A 16,067-nucleotide genomic window follows, 5' to 3' on the forward strand; every position below is an offset into this window, starting at 1 on the left:
CTGGTCCGCCGGGAGGGCGCGAACTGGGAGATCGCGAACTGGAGGGCCCGGGCCGCGAACTGGAAGGCCAAGGCCACGCGGCCGAGACTGGGAATCAGGGTGACGCGGCGTGCAGGAGGCGGCGCGCACCGGTCCGGAACGAGCGGCACGCCAGGTCACTGGCGCTGCTGGTGAGAGCGGGCGGCGTGCCAGGTTGCTGGCAGTGCCGGTGAGGGAGGACCTCGGATGCGATCGAGTGCGCTCGGACTGATCGCCGGGCTCGTCGCGGGCCTCGCGCTCGCGTTCGGCGGGTTCGGCGAGTTCCTGATCGTCCTGCTCTTCGGGGCCCTCGGCCTGATCGTCGGGAAGCTCGTCGACGGCGAGATCGACCTCAGCCGGTTCGACCGGGGCCGGTTCGACCAGTCGCGGCCGGGCCGGGACCGCGGTCGGTTCCCCGGCGGCGGCCGGGGCCGGGAACAGCCGTGAGCCCCGATCATCTCGGCGGCGGCGCCGGCGGTCCGGGCCGGCTGCTGGTCGCCGAGCGGGTCGTGGCGAAGATCGCCGCGATCGCCGCCGCCGATGTGGAGGCTGTCGCGGGCCCGCCGCCCCGGGCGGCGACCAGGGTCGCCGCGTTTCTGCGCGACGGCTCGCCCGGTGGCCGGCCGAGCGGTCGTCCCGAGGCGACGGTGCGGGTGGTCGACGGAGCGGCCTGGGTGTCGCTGACGCTGTCGATCACCTACCCGGCCTCGGTGAGCCAGACCACGCAGGCCGTCCGGGACAGGGTGCGCGAACGGGTGGCCGCGCTCGCCGGGCTGCCCGTCGCCCGCATCGACATCGACATCCCGCTGCTGTCCGCGGGGGCGGGCCCGTGACCCGCTCGAGCCTGCGCGCGCAGGCCCGAGCGGGCGGTGACCCGGCGTGTCAGCGTGGCCGCTCGCGGGCAGGCCGAACCGTGCCGGTTGTTCTGTCCGTGCCGGAGACCGGCGGTTCGAACCCCCTCGGCGCGGGAGGGAGGCGCCATGCGGGCCGGTAACCGCGTCCTTGCGGCGCTCGTGGCGGCGGTGCTCGCCGCCGCCGGCGTCATCACGCTGGTGGAGATCATCGTCGCCGCGGGCGGGCACGGGCCCGCTCTGGTCGACTGGCCAGCCTGGTCGGCGCGTCTCGGTGACTGGTCGTGGTCGAGCGGCGCCGTCCGGCTCGTGGGGGTGTGCGTCGTGCTCGTCGGCGCCGGCCTGCTGTTCCTCTGCGCCCGGCTGGGCGCGAGGTCGCGTTTCCGGACCCGCCCGACCACGCCCGGCGCGGCGGTGTTCGTTCCCCGCCGGGCACTCGTGCGGGCGTTGCGGCAGAGCGCGCTCGCGGTCGACGGGGTCTCGGCCGTCTCGGTCCGGGTGCGGCGGCGGCGTGCCGTGGTCCGCGCCCGGCTGCGGCCGCGGACGTCCACCGGTGTGATGGTCGAGGCCCGGGCGCGGCTGGCGCGCAGGGTGGAGTCGTTCGACCTGCTGCGCCCGCCGCGACTGATGCTCACGACGAGCTCCGAGCGCCCCGGCCGGCGTTCCGGCCACGGGCTCGTCGCCCCACCGGTGTCGCCCTCGCCTTCGTCGGTGTCGCCCTCGCTTTCGTCGGTGTCGACGTCAACCTCGCCGGTTTCCGTGTCGTCGCTGCCAACGTCGAACTCCCCGGTGTCGACCGAGCCCGAGCCCGCCTCCGCCGCGGCCCGGACCGTGCCCGGGGCCTGGCGTGCGTCGCCGGCCGCCGCGGCACCGGGCACGAAGCGCGAGATCGGTACCGCCCGCTCGGGGACGCCCGGGGGCCGGCGATGACCCGCGGCGGCGTTCCGGCCCGGCACGCGGCTCCGTCGGCCGGCGCCGGCTCACCCGCGCCGACGCGCGCCTTCATCCCGGTGGTGGACCGTTGTAACCAGGTCCTCCTGGTGCTGGTCGGCCTGGTGCTGGTGAGCGGTGGAGTGCTGGTCCTGCTGGCCGGATCGGGTCTGTTCGGCCCGGCGCTCGCCGATCAGCCCGTGCTCGGGGGGGATGTCCGCTCCTTCGCGGCGCGGCACGGGTGGTTCTGGCCGGTCGTGGGCACGGCCGCCGGCGTGGTGGCCCTGTGCGCCGTCGGATGGCTGGTCGCCCAGGCCCGGACGAGCCGGCTCCGTGGTCTCTATGTGACTGACGACGAGGTCGGCGGGGTTCACCTCGACACCGCCGCGCTCGCGGACGCCGTCGCGGCGGACCTGGTCGCGAACCCCGTGGTGCACGCGGTGCGGGTGGTCGTGCGCGGGCGGCCGCGCCGGCCGGTGCTCCAGCTGGCCGTCGAGGCGGATGCCGGGGCGGACATCCGCGCCGTCCGTTCCGACGTCGAGGAGCGGGTGCTGCCACGGGCGCGCCGCGCGGTGGGACGCCCGGATCTCGGCGCCGAGATCGATCTCGCGGTACACGCCGGCCCGCCGGCCAGGGTGCGCTGACGCCATCCAGGCGCCATCCAGGCGCCATTCAGGGTGAGTCGGCGGGCGCACCGCGCCGGGGAGTTTGCGCGCTTTCGCGAGCCGGGCGGGGGGAGCCGCGGCAGCGAGGTCGGGGCGACACGACACCTCCCGGGTGTTGACAGCGAAGCTTCCGGTACTGTTGAGGACCGCGTCCATGATGGCGCGGCCCCGCCGTCCGGCGCTGAGCCACCTTTCGCCGCTGAGTCACCATCTCCTGGTGATCGGCGGTCGGTGACCGCCAGGCGCCGAGTTCACATTGCTGAAAGGATGAGCGCCCCCATGTCCGAGGTCCGCATCGCCGCGGAGCCGCGCACCGAGTTCGGGAAGGGCGGGGCTCGTCGCACCCGCCGGGCCGGCAAGGTCCCGGCTGTTCTCTACGGTCACGGCCAGCCGCCGCGCCACATCGCGCTGCCCGCTCACGATCTGCTGCACGCGTTCAAGACCGACGCCGGCACCAACGTCCTGCTGACGCTGGAGCTGTCGGGCCAGACGGAGCTGGCGCTGCCCAAGGAGGTCCAGCGCCACCCGATCCGCGGCAGCTATGAGCACGTCGACCTGGTCCTGGTCAACCGGGGCGAGCACGTCTCGGTCGAGGTCGCGCTCGTCCTCATCGGTGAGGCCGACCCCGACACTCTGGTCGACCAGCAGGTCACGGCGCTGTCGGTGAAGGCCGACGCGGCGTCGCTGCCGGACCGGATCGAGGTCGACATCACCGGCCTCGAGGCGGGTCACGGCATCACGGCCGCCCAGCTGGAGCTGCCGCAGGGTGTCGAGCTCGAGGCCGACGGGGAGCTCGTCGTCGTCCAGGGCCTGGCCAAGCGCACGGTCGCCCAGATGGAAGCCGATCTCGGTGAGACCGCCGAGGGCACTGAGGGCACGGCCGCCGCCCCGGCTGCCTCGGCCTGATCTGTTCCGGCGAACGGATGGAAGCCCCTGCCGATGACGGGCCCTGGCTCGTCGTCGGCCTAGGCAACCCGGGCGCGAGCTATGCCGGGAACCGGCACAACGTCGGTTTCATGGTGGTGGACCTGTTGGCCGAGCGCACCGGCGCCCGGCTGCGGTCCCACCGCTCGCGGGCCGAGATCGACCAGGTGCGGATCGCCGGGCGCTCGGTCGTTCTCGCCAGGCCGCGGACGTTCATGAACGTCTCGGGGCCGCCGGTGGCCGCCGTCCGGGCGTTCTACAAGATCGACCTCTCCCGGGTGATCGTCGTCCACGACGAGCTGGACATCCCGTTCGACGCCATCCGGCTCAAGCGCGGCGGCGGGGACAACGGGCACAACGGGCTGCGCTCGATCACCTCGTCGCTGGGCTCGCGTGACTACCTGCGGGTCCGGGTCGGCATCGGCCGGCCACCCGGGCGGATGGATCCGGCGGATTTCGTCCTGCGCGACTTCAGCCCGGTCGAGCGCAAGGCGCTCCCGCTGATCGTCGACAACGCGGCGGACGCCGTCGAGTCGCTGCTCCAGGAAGAGCTCGCGGCCGTGCAGAACCGCTTCCACGCCGGTTGACGCGCACCCGCGAGGGAACACACCGCCACCGTGTTCGCCCGCGGGTGCGCGAGCCTGCTGGTGCAGGCGGTATCGGTGATGTTCCGCTGTGCGGATCCGGGTAGGTTGGGCCGCCATGTGGCCGGTAACCGAGAGGAGCGTGCGATGCTCGCGCTGACGCCGGGCCGCCCGGTCGAGGGCAGCGCCTACACGGTGGTGGCCCTCGGCGCGCACGCGGACGACGTGGAGATCGGCGCCGGCGGCACGATCTCGCAGATGATCGCCGCCCATCCGGACACTGTGGTCCACTGGGTGGTCTTCTCCGGCAGCGGTGAGCGGGGTTCCGAGGCGGAGGCGAGCGCGCGCGAGCTGCTCGGCTCGTCCCTGGGCTCCCTGCACCTGCACGAGGTGCGGGACGGCTTCCTCCCCCGGGAGTGGAGCGGGGTCAAGGAGATGCTGCTGCAGATCTCCCGGCAGGTGACCCCGGACATCGTCTTCGCGCCCTCGCTCGGTGACGCCCATCAGGACCATCGCATGCTGGCCGAACTGGCCTGGCAGGCCTTCCGCGGCGCGCTGATCCTCGGCTACGAGATCCCCAAGTGGGAGAGCGACCGCGGCGCCCCGAGCCTCTACGTACCGGTGCCCGAGGACGTGGTGGCGGCCAAGGTGGAGCATCTCCAGCGGCACTTCAGCAGCCAGCACGACCGGATCTGGTTCGACGAGGAGACGTTCCGCGCGACGATGCGGCTGCGCGGCGTCGAGTGCGGCAGCCGCTACGCCGAGGCGTTCGACGCCCGCAAGCTGACACTCGCCTGGTGACCTGACCGGGTCACCGGGTCACCCCCGGTGACCGGGGGGCGGTGCGGGGCCCCGTCGGGTGACCCCGGCGCCAGCCCCGCCAGCCCCGTCTCAAGCGGTCTGAGCTGCGGTCTCCTCGGTGCGCCCGGCCAGCATGCCCCGGACCCGGTCGATGAGCGTCGCGTGATCGAGCTCGCGCAGGACGAACTCGCGCCCGGCCGTCCCGACCTCGGCGGCGAGCCAGGGGTTGTCCAGCAGCCCGCAGACGGCGTCCGCGAACGCGCCCGGATCGTCGGCGACCAGCAGATGCTCGCCCGGGCGCCAGCCCAGGCCGCGGCTGCCGGTCGGGGTGCTGACGACAGGCGTCCCGGCGGACATCGCCTCGATCGCCTTGATGTTGACCCCGGACCCGGAGCGCATCGGGTTCACCGACACGGTCGCCCCGGCCACGTAGCCGAGCACGCTCGGCACGTCGGTGTGCAGCTCGACGCTGTCGAAGCCGGCCAGCCACTCGGCCAGGCCGTCCTCCGGACGGCGGCCGACGACCTGCAGGACGGCCGCGGGGTGGCGCACCCGGATCGTGGGCCAGCAGCCGCCCAGGAACCAGCGCAGCGCCTCGATGTTGGTGGGCGTGTCCAGCGAGCCGACGAAGACCAGGCGCTCGCCGGCCCGCTCCGTGTCCGCGACGCCGCCGGCCGCGCGGGCCTCGGCGACCGTGCTGGCGGGCAGGAACGGCGGTAGGTGGAACGTCGGGACGCTCGCCCGCCCGCGGCGCCACTCGTGGTCCTCCACGGAGATGTCCGCGATGGCGTTCACCAGCGGTGAGTGGTGCATGGCCTGCTCGGCGAGCCGCAGGCGGTGGTACTCGAGCTCGTAGGCGACCGCGCGGGGGCCCGTGGAGTTCCGGGCCAGGACGCGGAAGAACTCCGAGTCGATGTTGTGCGCCCGCACCAGGTGGGGAAGCCGCCAGATCCGCGAGATCTCCTCGCCGAGATGCGACGTCCGGCAGCTGTAGCTGATGACGGAGTCGGCGCGCGGCGGGGTGTTCTCCAGCGCCCGGCGCAGCGGGCCGACCGGGCGGGACGCGTGCGTGAACGGCCGCGGCGAGAGGTGCGCCAGCGGGCTGTCGTCCCGGGGTAGGCGGATGACCGCCGCGCCGGGGACGGCGTCCTCGTAGGCCGCGATGTCCAGGTCGGTGCGGGACGGCACCAGGACCTGCATCCGGATACCGGCCGCCGAGGCCGCCGTGAGGAAGCTGAAGGTCTCCACCCGCCCGCCGGCATCCGCGGGGAGGAAGGGCTCCTCGACGACGACGATCCAGCGCTCGGAGTCGCTCATCCGAGTAACTGTAGTCCCGGGGCCCGAGACCGCCCGGCAGGGGAGCGGCAGGGACACCGGCGGGCATGCCGGGACAGCGGGTCCGGGCGGGCAGGGACGGGTTCCGCCCGGCCCGCGTCGGTGATCGCCCCGGTAAGGTGCCGGGTAGCCCATTCCGTCACCTGGTAGAGGCACCGCTACGGTTGTCGCATGACAGGAGCTCGTGCATTCGGGAAGGGCACCGCGATCGCGGTTCTCGGCGCGACCGCCGTGTACGGCCATGTTCTGTATCCCGCTTACATCGGGTACCGCAGTCGTGGGCTTGCGCCGTCGGTCCCCGCCGAGCCGGACGTGTGGCCGGGCCTCAGCGTCGTGGTCTCCGCCTACCGCGAGTCGGCGGTCATCGGCACCAAGCTCGACGAGCTGGCCGGTACGGACTACCCCGGCCCGATGGAGATCATCGTCGTCGCCGACGACGCGGAGACGGCCACGGCCGCCCGCCGTCCCGGCGTCCGGGTCCTGTCGTCCGGGGAGCGGCTCGGCAAGGCCCGCGCGGTCAACCGCGGTGTCGCCGCGGCCAGCCACGACGTCGTGGTCCTCACCGACGCCAACGCGGTGCTGGCCCCGCACTCGCTGCGCGCCGCGGCGCGCCACTTCACCGACGAGTCCGTCGGCGCCGTCGCCGGCGAGAAGCAGGTCGACGACCCGGCCGGCGCCCAGGGCTTCTACTGGACGTTCGAGTCCTGGCTCAAGCAGCGCGAGTCCGCGACCGGCGCCACCATCGGCGTGGTCGGCGAGATGCTGGCGTTCCGCCGCAAGGCGTTCCGGCCGCTGCCGAAGGACACCGCGGTGGACGACGCCTGGCTGGCGCTCGACATCCTCGAAAGTGGCCTGCGGGTGGTCTATGAGCCCGAGGCCTACTCGATCGAGACCTCCGCGCCGGACTACGCCGCCGAGTGGGAGCGCCGCACCCGCATCGTCGCCGGCAACCTCGACATGCTCTGGCGGCGCCGCGCCGCGCTCGTGCCCGGCGCGCTGCCGGTCACCTCGCAGCTGTGGGGGCACCGGCTCGTCCGGTCCTCGTTCGGCCCGCTGGCCCACGTCGCGCTGGTGGCGATCAGCGTCCCGGCGGCCCGCAACAGCTGGGGCGCCCGGCTGTTCCTGCTCGGCAACGCCGCCGGTGCGGCCAGCGCCGGCGTCCTGATGCGGGGCGGGACCCCGCCCGGGCCGAGCCGCCTGGTGGCCCAGGTCTTCTTCCTGCAGGCCGTCGCGCTCGGCGGCGTCCGCCGCTTCCTGGCCCGTGACCGGCCGGCGATCTGGCCGAAGCCGGACCGGCAGCCCGTGCCGGCGCAGCCGGCGGCGTCCGAAGCCGACATCGACCCCGCCAGCGCGTCCGGGGCCGGTGCCTCCGTGTCCGTTGTGTGACTGTCGTCCGTCGTGAGCTGACCGTTCCGAGCGGCGAGCTGAGAGGAACAGACCCGTGCCGGACATCGCACCCGACTCGGTTGCCGACCAGGCGACACCTGCTGGCTCCACCCTGGAGACACCAGCTCCGGACGGCCCCGCCAGGGTGCCAGCCGTGCCCGCCGTGCGGCCGGCCGTGGACGGCTGGTCGTTCGAGCTCCAGCTCGTGAGCTTCCACAGCCGTGACCAGCTCGAGCAGATGTTCGCGACGCTGCCGATCGACATGCCCGTCGTCGTCGTCGACAACGCCAGTGGCGTCGACCGGGTGGACGAGCTCCTCGCCGACCGGCCGAACGGCCGCTACATCGATTCCGGTGGCGGCAAGGGCTTCGCGAAGGCGGCCAACATGGGCATCCGCTCGTCCGCGTACGACTACGTGGTGCTGGGCAACCCGGACAGCCGGCCGACCGTCGAGGTCATCAGGACGCTCGTCGCCGACCTCGAGGGCGACCCCGGCCTGGTCGTGAGCGCGGCGACCATGAAGGGGCAGGACGACAAGCCCGAGCTCGGCAACGGCGGCTGGGAGCCGACCCCCCGTCGGGTGCTCATGCACGTCCTGGGAGCCCACAAGATCGCCCCGTCGTCGGCGCTGTTCGCCCGTCCGACGCCGAACCGGCCGATGAGCCCCGAGTGGCTGACCGGGGCCTGCATGGCCGTCCGCCGGCAGTCGTTCCTCGAGCTCGGCGGCTTCGACGAGACGTTCTACGTCTACAACGAGGACATGGCGCTGGGCCGGGCGATCCGCGAGGCGGGGATGCGCCAGCAGCTGCGCACCGACCTGCTCGTCCCGCACGGCGCCGGCGGCTCCGGGGCCGGCAAGACGTGGATGCTGCAGATGCGCGGCGCCTCGATGGTCCGCTACCTGCGCAAGCACAACGCCCCGGCGCGGGTGAACGTGATGCGCTCGATGCTCGTCGCCGGCTACGCGGGCCGCACGGTGCTCTCCCGGGTGCGGGGCCGCAGGGCCACGGCCGACGAGCACGCCGCCTACATCAAGGGCCTGCTGGTCGGCCCCCCGCCGCGCTGACACCAGGGCACTGCTGACACTGACGCCTCGGACGTCCCGAGCGTCAGTGCGGTGTCCGCCACCCGCGGGTGTCGACGGGAACGCCCCCACCGGGGGTGCGCGGGCCTCCCGCCGCCGGCCCGGCCGGGTGCGGTGGGGCCGGCGGGTGTGGCGGGGCAGGCTGCCCCGCCCTGTCGGGTGGTACGGCACGGGCCGGTGGAGCCGCCCAGCCGGGCTGCGTCGCCCAACCGGGCGGGGGGGCCTCCGGCGGGACGGCCGCCGTCACGGGCGGGCCACCGCCCGGCCCCGTGACCCCGGCCGTGGCCCGGCGGCGGCCCAGCGCCGTGGCGAACCGGGCGCCGGCCAGCACGTACGCCAGCGCCCCGAGCAGAACACCCGCCGACGCCGCGAGGCCGAGCCCGGCGATCCAGGTCAGCGCGGACGGGCCGTCCCCACCCTCGTCGGGGCTGGCCGCGGCGACGGGGGGAGTGGCGGCCGCGGGCAGCGGCGGTGTCGGCAGGGCCGGGATGGCCCCGTCGGGGGTGGCGCCGCCCCCGGCCCCGCTGCCGCCGTCCGCGCTGCTGCCGGTGCGTGGGATCGGGGCGGTGAGCAGTGGGTTCCCGTCCACGAGGGGGAGCTCGGCGGTCAGCGCGGCCACCGGCTCGACCAGCCCGAAGCCATACTGGCTGTCGCGCCCCACCGGGCCCATGTCGAGCGCGGTGCGGATCAGGCGGTTGATGACGTTGGGTGCGTCCAGGCCGGGCTTCGCGGCGCGGACGAGCGCGGCCACCCCGGCGACGATCGCCGCCGAGTTGCTGGTGCCGCCTCCGGTGTCCAGGCCGTCGGGCGACACCCTGGTCGGCACCGGAGCCCGGATGCCCGGTCCGGGCGCGGCCAGGACGGCCTCCGGCCCCTGTACCGAGCCGCCCCAGAACATCCCGCGGTAGTCCGATCCGGTCACGGCGATCACGCCCGGGATGTTCGCCGGGGAGTTCACCTCGGTGTCGCCCGGCTCGGTGTTGCCGGCCGAGGCCACGACGACCACGTCGTGCGCGAGCGCGTAGCGGACGGCGCTCTCCTCCGCGCTCGTCGCCCGCCCCACCGAGCCGAGGGACATGCTGATCACGCCCGCCCCCCGGTCGACGGCGATCCGCACCGAACGGGCGACCTCCTCGGAGTCGGCCTCCTCGCCGGTGGAGATCGGCAGGATCTTCGCCTCGGGCGCGACCCCCCACACAGCCGGGTCACCGACGTCACCGCGGGCGGCGACCAGCCCGGCCATGGCCGTGCCGTGGCCGTCGGGGTCGTCGTCGCGCAGCCCGTCGAGAGCGGCGTCCGCACCGACCCCGGCGCCGGAGAGGAGCTGCCCGCGCAGCTTCGGATGGGTGGCGTCCACCCCGCCGTCGATGATCGCCACGATGACGCCCCTGCCGCGGCTCACCCGGTGGGCCTCGGCGAGCCGGAGGCTCTCGTGGTACCACTGCTCGTTGGTGGACGAGAACCCGCTGGACGGCAGCCCGCCCGACGGGGAGCGGCCCGGCGCCGCGGCCGTCGGCGCGGGGGCGGCCCGAGGGGCCGGCCGGGCGCTCGCATCCGGGACAGCCTGCTGGGGCGTCGCGGCGGTCGCTGTGCCGGCCGTGGCGACGGCCGCGGCGCCGGGCAGCAGCACCGCCGTCAGCACCGCCGTCAGCACCCCGCCGGCGACTCCGGCGGCCGGGCGCCGCCCGGCCCGGGCCCCGCTGGCGCCGCCTCGGTGACCCATCACTACGTGACCTGCCTTCGGACGCTCCGCGCGGCGCGGACCGGGGGATGCGCATCACGACACGAACACGCACACACCGTGCCCGGAGGCGAGCTTTCCACATCCTCGGTGTTGTGCGGTCGTTTGTCTGCGAGTCGACAGGCAGTCGGTTCACCAAGACACACGTCGGCTACATGACGTGATGTGGGTCATATCCGTACGGGGGAGGGTGGGCGGTGCGGGTCAGCTGGCCGGGATGTCCCGGCGCCGCAGACCGGCGAGACCAGCCGCGGCGAGCGCGGCGGCGAGGAGTGTGAGCACGGCCAGCGCCACGGCGGACACCGACCCGCCCGATGCGCCCGTGGTGTGCGTGAACGGTGAGACATCCAGCAGCCAGTGGCTGGCGCCCGCGCCGGCGCCGACCAGACCGAGCAGCACGCAGGCGGACAGCGCGGCCCAGCTCATCGCGCACAGCCGGGGCAGCAGGCCGAACAGCGTCACCGCGATCGCCGCCAGCACGGCGACCGCGGGCAGCTGCCCGGCCGCGAGACGCACGGCATGCGGGAGCTCGCGCCCGACGTCGCCGCTGCTCAGCCCGTAGACCAGCCCGGTGACGGCGCCGGCCGTGAGTAGCGCGATGCCAGGGCCGAGAGCGGCGATGAGCAGATGGCCCGCCGCCCACCGCAGCCGCCCGACGGCCGTCGCCAGGATCGGCTCCGCCCGCCCGCCGGTCTCCTCCACGCGCAGCCGCAGGACGGCCTGGATCGCGTACCCCGCCGCGAGCATTGCCATGATCGACATGACGGATGCCAGGTAGGCGTCGACGATCGCGCTCCGGCCGCCCAGCCGGGTGAACACGTCCCGCAGCGTCGGGTTGTCCCCCACGAGATCCCCGACGCCGTTCGCGACCCCGCCGAACACCGCGCCGAGCAGGGCGAACCCGGCGATCCAGGCCGAGAACAGGCCCCGGTGCAGCCGCCAGGCCACTGCCAGCGGTGACCGCAGCGCGGGCGTCGCGCCGGCCCGGCCCGGGCGGTCCGGCAGCAGGCCGGCCCCGAGGTCGCGCCGGGCGGACAACCCGACGGCCACCCCGACGAGCACGGCGACCACGGTCGCGACGGGTGCGAGCAGCCACCAGCGCTGCGCGCCGTAGGGGTGGATCCGCTGGACGAGGCCGATGGGCGACAGCCAGGACAGCCAGGCCCATCCCGGGGAGTCGCCGCGATCGCCGGCGATCCGTGCCGCGTAGGCCGCGCCGAGGACGGCGGCCCCGATCCCGCGCGCGCCGCCGGCCCCCGTGATGACCTGCGCGGCCACCGCGCCGACCGCCGCGAAGACCCAGCCGGCGGCGGCGAGCTGCATGCCGAGTGCCAACGATCCGGCCGCGGGCAGGTCCTTTCCGATCAGGGTGATCGTCACGACCAGGGCGACGGCGAGATCGGCGGCGCAGGTCACGGCCAGGGCGGCCGCGAGGCCGGCGTGCCGGCCGACCACGGTCGCGCCCACCAGCTCCCGCCGCCCGGCCTCCTCCTCGGCCCGGGTGTGCCGGATGACGACGAGCAGGCTGATCAGGCCGACGACGACGGGCAGGAACCCGGCCCGCCAGGTGATCAGCTCGCCGAGGCTGGAACCGCGCAGGGGCCCGTAGAGGGCGGTGAAGGTCCCGTCGCGCGCGCTGGTCGCGAAGAACTCCTGCCGCTCGGTGGCCGTCGGGTACAGGTCCGCGAAGGAGACCGCCAGGACGACCGGGAGGAGGCCCAGGACGGCCACCCACACGGGAATGAGCGCCCGGTCCCGGCGCAGCGCCAGCCGGGCCAGTGCTCCGGTGCCCGTCAGGCCGTTCACCGCTCCGCCTCCGCGCGGCCGGGGCGCGTGCCGGCCCGGCCGTAGTGGCGCAGGAACAGCTCCTCGAGGGTGGGTGGCTGGCTCACGAGGCTGCGCACCCCGGCGGTGGTGAGCCGCAGCAGCGCGGCGTTGAGAGCGTCACCGTCGGCCTCGAAGCTGACCCTGGTGCCGGCCACGTCCAGCCCGTGCACCCCGGGCAGGTCCACGAGCCCGCTCGCCGGGGTGACGAGCTCGGCCCGGACGGATGTCCGGGTCAGGTGCCGCAGGTCCGCGAGGGTGCCGGTCTCGACGGTCCGGCCGTCCCGGATGATCGTGACGCGGTCGCAGAGCGCCTCGACCTCGGCGAGGATGTGGCTCGACAGCAGCACCGTGCGTCCGCCCGCGCGCTGCTCGGCCCGGACGACCTCGCGGAACACCTCCTCCATCAGTGGGTCGAGGCCCGAGGTCGGCTCGTCCAGCAGCAGCAGCTCGACGTCCGAGGCGAACGCGGCGACGAGCGCCACCTTCTGCCGGTTGCCCTTCGAGTAGGAGCGGCCCTTCTTGCGCGGATCGAGGTCGAAGCGCTCGAGCAGGTCCGCCCGACGCCGCGGGTCGAGGCCGCCCCGAAGGCGCCCGAGCAGGTCGATCGCCTCCCCACCGGAGAGGTTCGGCCAGAGCGTGACGTCGCCGGGTACGTAGGCCAGCCGGCGGTGCAGCGTGGTCGCCTCCCGCCAGGCGTCGCCGCCGAGCAGCGTGGCTGTGCCGGCGTCGGCACGGGTGAGGCCGAGCAGGACCCGCAGAGCCGTGCTCTTGCCCGCGCCGTTCGGTCCGAGGAAACCGTGTACCTCACCGGTGCGCACGGTCAGGTCGAGGCCGTCCAGGGCCCGGGTGGACCCGAAGGTCTTGACCAGCCCTCGCGCGTGGATCGCCTCGTTCATGACCGCCGCCGCTCGGGCCCGGCCGTGGCCGTGGCCGTGGCCGGGCCCGGAGCCGTGGCCGGGCCCGGAGCAGGGAAGTGGGCCAGGACCTGGTCGTAGGCGGCGCGTGCCTGCTCCGCCTGCTCGGGGCTGATCACGGCGCGCGAGTAGATGTCGACGAGCGCCCGGCCCAGCCGGACCTGACCGCCGGCGGACAGGATGTCGGTTCCCAGCGCCCGGGAGACGTGCCCGTGCAGGGCGAGCAGGCCGGCCTGCATCGCGACCAGTGTGGCGGCGAACGCACGTGGGTCGTCCGACCCGGCCAGGTGTTCTTCCGAGACCCACTTCTCCGCGACGGCGACCATGCGGTCGAACAGCGCGGCGGCGGCCGCGGAGCCGTCGATCAGCGACCGCGCCACATAGCGCTGCATCAGCAGCACCGTGGGATGGACGGCGACCAGGAAGGCCGGGTCGGCCAGCCGGCCGCCCAGGAGCGCCTGCTCCTTGATGGTCACCAACTGGTCCAGCGCGTACGTGTCGCAGGCGTCGCGCAGCGCCTCCTTCGACCCGAAGTGATGGCGGACCAGCCCCGACGACACTCCGGCCGCCTCGGCGACCCCGCGGACCGTCGTGGCCTCGAAGCCCTGGTCGGCGAACATGCGCAGGGCCGCGTCGCGGATGCGCGCCTTCGCCGTCAGATCCTCGGGCGGCGGACCGGCCCGGCCGTGAACACCGCCCACCCACTCATCCGTCATCTCGCGTCGCCCGTCATCTCGCTCCTCCTGTGGTCCGAACCGATCGGCTACACAAGACGGCGGTATCCTACACGCTTGTGTAGGTCGCGTCCGGTATGCGCAGAGTGTTCGTCGTCAGACGGACAGGAGCACAGTGGGGCGTCACTGGCGGGCACCTCCGGCCCTCTCGGTACCTTCTGTGGTCGGAGCGCAGGGCCGTCGTCGAACCCCGCGTGCCCTCGTCGAGATCGGGAGGACTCTCGGATGAAGGTGCTCGTCACCGGCACGGAGGGCTACCTGGGCTGCCTGCTTGCCCCGGAGCTGCTGCGCGACGGCCACGAGGTGGTCGGGGTGGACACCGGCTACTACAAGTACGGCTGGCTCTACCGCGGTACCGACCGCGTCCCGTACACGATCGACAAGGACCTGCGCGACCTCACCGTCGAGGACTTCGCGGGCGTCGACGCGGTCGTGCACATGGCGGAGCTGTCGAACGACCCGCTGGGCGCGCTGGCGCCCGACGTGACCTACAAGGTGAACCATCAGGGGTCCGTGCGGCTCGCGAAGCTGGCGAAGCAGGCCGGCGTCCAGCGGTTCGTCTACATGTCGTCGTGCAGCGTCTACGGCGTCGCGACCGGGTCGGACGTCACGGAGACCTCGCCGGTCAACCCGCAGACGCCGTACGCCGAGTGCAAGGTCTACGTCGAGCGGGACGTCGCGCCGCTGGCGGACGACACCTTCTCGCCGACGTTCCTGCGCAACGCCACCGCGTACGGCGCCTCGCCGCGGATGCGGTTCGACATCGTGCTGAACAACCTGGCCGGGGTCGCCTGGACCACGAACGAGATCGCGATGACCTCGGACGGCACCCCGTGGCGCCCGCTGGTGCACGGCCTGGACATCGCCAAGGCGATCCGGTGCGTGCTCGCCGCGCCGCGCGACGCCGTCCACAACGAGATCTTCAACGTGGGTGACAGCGCGCAGAACTACCAGGTGAAGGAGATCGCGGACGCGGTCGCCACCGTCTTCACCGGCTGCAAGCTGAGCTTCGGCGACAACGGCGGGGACAACCGCAGCTACCGGGTGTCGTTCGACAAGATCGCCTCCCAGCTCCCGGGCTTCTCCTGCGACTGGGACGCGCACAAGGGAGCCGAGCAGCTCCACGAGGTGTTCAGCCGCATCCAGCTCGACACCGAGACGTTCACCGGCCGCGGGCACACCCGGCTCAAGCAGCTGCAGTACCTGATCGGCACCGGCCAGGTAGACGCCGAGCTGTTCTGGACCGCCCGGTGAAGCTCACGCCCACCGCCGTCGACGGCGTGACGATCGTCGACGTCGAGGCGTTCTCGGACGACCGCGGCCTGTTCGCGCGCACCTTCTGCCAGGAGGAGTTCGCCGCCGCCGGGCTGGAGGTCGCCGTCGCGCAGTGCAGCGTCGCCTACAACCGCCGTGCCGGGACGATCCGCGGCCTGCACTGGGCCGGCGAGCCGGTGCGCGAGACCAAGCTGGTCCGCTGCACCCGCGGCGCCCTGCTGGACGTCATCGTCGACTCGCGGCCCGGCTCGGCGACCTACCTGGAGCACGTGGCCGTGGAGCTGACCGCGGACAACCACCGGGCGTTGTTCATCGCCGCCGGGCTCGCGCACGGCTACCAGACCCTGGTGGACGACACCGAGGCCACATACCAGATGAACGTCCCGTTCACTCCGGGGCATGATCGTGGTCTCCGTTTTGACGACCCCCGGCTCGGGATCGCCTGGCCGCTGCCCGTCTCGGTGATCTCGGAGAAGGACCGCGGCTGGCCGCTGCTGCCCGCCGGCGCCCCGGGTGACGAGCTCATCCAGCTCGGCCAGACCTGAACGGGGGGATCCGGTTTGCCGGATCCGCGTCCCGGGCCCGTCGGCAACGGCCATGCCCACTGGGCAGGCCGGTTTCCCGGGGTGGGGATGCCCGGCGTGCTTGCGTCAGGTCAACTCCGTGCGTGTGTGACACTCACGTCACCGTGATGTGCGCCTGTCGGGGTGGCATCCCGGGCACGAGGCGGGAAGCGTGGAGGAGGCGACGAAAGCGGCCGAATCCAGCACCTGGCGTGTTTGTTCGCAACGCTGAGTAATGTGGGGGTGGTTCGGGACGGCCGGACGGGTACGAGCGGACCACCTGGAAATCGATCTGTTCGCACGCCCGTCATGGTGATCTGGTCGGACGCGGTCGTCGGTGGGTCGGTGGTCCGTGACCGGTCGACCGGAGGCGGCTGACGGCCGTCACGCCGACATCGTCATCATCTCGACCGAGGCCACATTAGATCCGATCCG

At 73.8% G+C, this 16,067-nt stretch carries 16 protein-coding genes; 11 read left to right on the plus strand and 5 right to left on the minus strand.

Annotated features, from left to right (window positions below):
* Window positions 1-225 precede the first annotated feature (225 nt).
* From E0504_RS21265 to E0504_RS21295, 7 genes are all read left to right on the plus strand, one after another.
* Window positions 226-465: a hypothetical protein gene (locus tag E0504_RS21265; protein ID WP_112105068.1), complete on the plus strand. Its 240-nt coding sequence runs from the start codon at window positions 226-228 to the stop codon at window positions 463-465.
* Entirely contained in the window at window positions 462-851 is a 390-nt protein-coding gene (locus E0504_RS21270; protein WP_131625746.1) for an Asp23/Gls24 family envelope stress response protein, read from the plus strand. The genes E0504_RS21265 and E0504_RS21270 overlap by 4 nt, the downstream gene beginning before the upstream one ends.
* A 147-nt stretch (window positions 852-998) precedes the next feature.
* Entirely contained in the window at window positions 999-1,799 is an 801-nt protein-coding gene (locus tag E0504_RS21275; RefSeq protein WP_112105070.1) for a DUF6286 domain-containing protein, read from the plus strand.
* The gene (locus tag E0504_RS21280; RefSeq protein ID WP_112105071.1) at window positions 1,796-2,443 is read left to right on the plus strand and encodes an alkaline shock response membrane anchor protein AmaP; all 648 of its coding nucleotides are present in this window, start codon (window positions 1,796-1,798) and stop codon (window positions 2,441-2,443) included. Before E0504_RS21275 ends, E0504_RS21280 begins: the two co-directional genes overlap by 4 nt.
* A 300-nt stretch (window positions 2,444-2,743) precedes the next feature.
* Window positions 2,744-3,370 carry a 50S ribosomal protein L25/general stress protein Ctc gene (locus tag E0504_RS21285; protein WP_071059186.1) on the plus strand — a complete coding sequence of 209 codons (627 nt, stop codon included), beginning with the start codon at window positions 2,744-2,746 and terminating at the stop codon, window positions 3,368-3,370.
* A gap of 17 nt (window positions 3,371-3,387) precedes the next feature.
* Window positions 3,388-3,975, plus strand: coding sequence for an aminoacyl-tRNA hydrolase (gene pth / locus E0504_RS21290; RefSeq protein WP_112105072.1), 588 nt, complete (start codon window positions 3,388-3,390; stop codon window positions 3,973-3,975).
* Between the two features lie 144 nt (window positions 3,976-4,119).
* Window positions 4,120-4,773: a PIG-L deacetylase family protein gene (locus E0504_RS21295; protein WP_020458433.1), complete on the plus strand. Its 654-nt coding sequence runs from the start codon at window positions 4,120-4,122 to the stop codon at window positions 4,771-4,773.
* 90 nt (window positions 4,774-4,863) lie between these two features.
* Here the strand turns inward: E0504_RS21295 and E0504_RS21300 are convergent, their stop codons facing one another.
* Complete coding sequence (locus tag E0504_RS21300) at window positions 4,864-6,090, minus strand: glycosyltransferase (protein ID WP_112105073.1); 1,227 nt, start codon at window positions 6,088-6,090, stop codon at window positions 4,864-4,866.
* A 189-nt stretch (window positions 6,091-6,279) separates the two neighbouring features.
* Here E0504_RS21300 and E0504_RS21305 point away from each other — a divergent pair, with 189 nt between their 5' ends.
* Entirely contained in the window at window positions 6,280-7,494 is a 1,215-nt protein-coding gene (locus tag E0504_RS21305) for a glycosyltransferase (protein ID WP_071059192.1), read from the plus strand.
* 55 nt (window positions 7,495-7,549) lie between these two features.
* Window positions 7,550-8,560: a glycosyltransferase gene (locus E0504_RS21310; protein ID WP_235013695.1), complete on the plus strand. Its 1,011-nt coding sequence runs from the start codon at window positions 7,550-7,552 to the stop codon at window positions 8,558-8,560.
* Between the two features lie 43 nt (window positions 8,561-8,603).
* Here E0504_RS21310 and E0504_RS21315 read toward each other — a convergent pair whose 3' ends face one another.
* The 4 genes from E0504_RS21315 to E0504_RS21330 form a co-directional block, all read right to left on the minus strand.
* Window positions 8,604-10,301, minus strand: coding sequence for a S8 family serine peptidase (locus tag E0504_RS21315; protein ID WP_112105074.1), 1,698 nt, complete (start codon window positions 10,299-10,301; stop codon window positions 8,604-8,606).
* A gap of 222 nt (window positions 10,302-10,523) precedes the next feature.
* Window positions 10,524-12,125 (minus strand): ABC transporter permease, encoded by a 1,602-nt coding sequence (locus E0504_RS21320; RefSeq protein ID WP_131625747.1) that lies wholly within the window; start codon window positions 12,123-12,125, stop codon window positions 10,524-10,526.
* Window positions 12,122-13,042: an ABC transporter ATP-binding protein gene (locus E0504_RS21325; RefSeq protein WP_112105076.1), complete on the minus strand. Its 921-nt coding sequence runs from the start codon at window positions 13,040-13,042 to the stop codon at window positions 12,122-12,124. Before E0504_RS21325 ends, E0504_RS21320 begins: the two co-directional genes overlap by 4 nt.
* Window positions 13,039-13,761: a TetR/AcrR family transcriptional regulator gene (locus tag E0504_RS21330; RefSeq protein ID WP_235013696.1), complete on the minus strand. Its 723-nt coding sequence runs from the start codon at window positions 13,759-13,761 to the stop codon at window positions 13,039-13,041. The genes E0504_RS21325 and E0504_RS21330 overlap by 4 nt, the downstream gene beginning before the upstream one ends.
* A 258-nt stretch (window positions 13,762-14,019) precedes the next feature.
* On the opposite strand from E0504_RS21330, the gene E0504_RS21335 reads away from it, so the two are divergent.
* Together E0504_RS21335 and E0504_RS21340 are read left to right on the plus strand one after the other, a co-directional pair.
* Window positions 14,020-15,048 (plus strand): NAD(P)-dependent oxidoreductase, encoded by a 1,029-nt coding sequence (locus E0504_RS21335; protein WP_071059195.1) that lies wholly within the window; start codon window positions 14,020-14,022, stop codon window positions 15,046-15,048.
* Complete coding sequence (locus tag E0504_RS21340) at window positions 15,045-15,614, plus strand: dTDP-4-dehydrorhamnose 3,5-epimerase family protein (protein WP_112105078.1); 570 nt, start codon at window positions 15,045-15,047, stop codon at window positions 15,612-15,614. Before E0504_RS21335 ends, E0504_RS21340 begins: the two co-directional genes overlap by 4 nt.
* Window positions 15,615-16,067: the final 453 nt, after the last annotated feature.

The sequence above is a fragment of the Parafrankia sp. BMG5.11 genome (genome assembly GCF_004337455.1).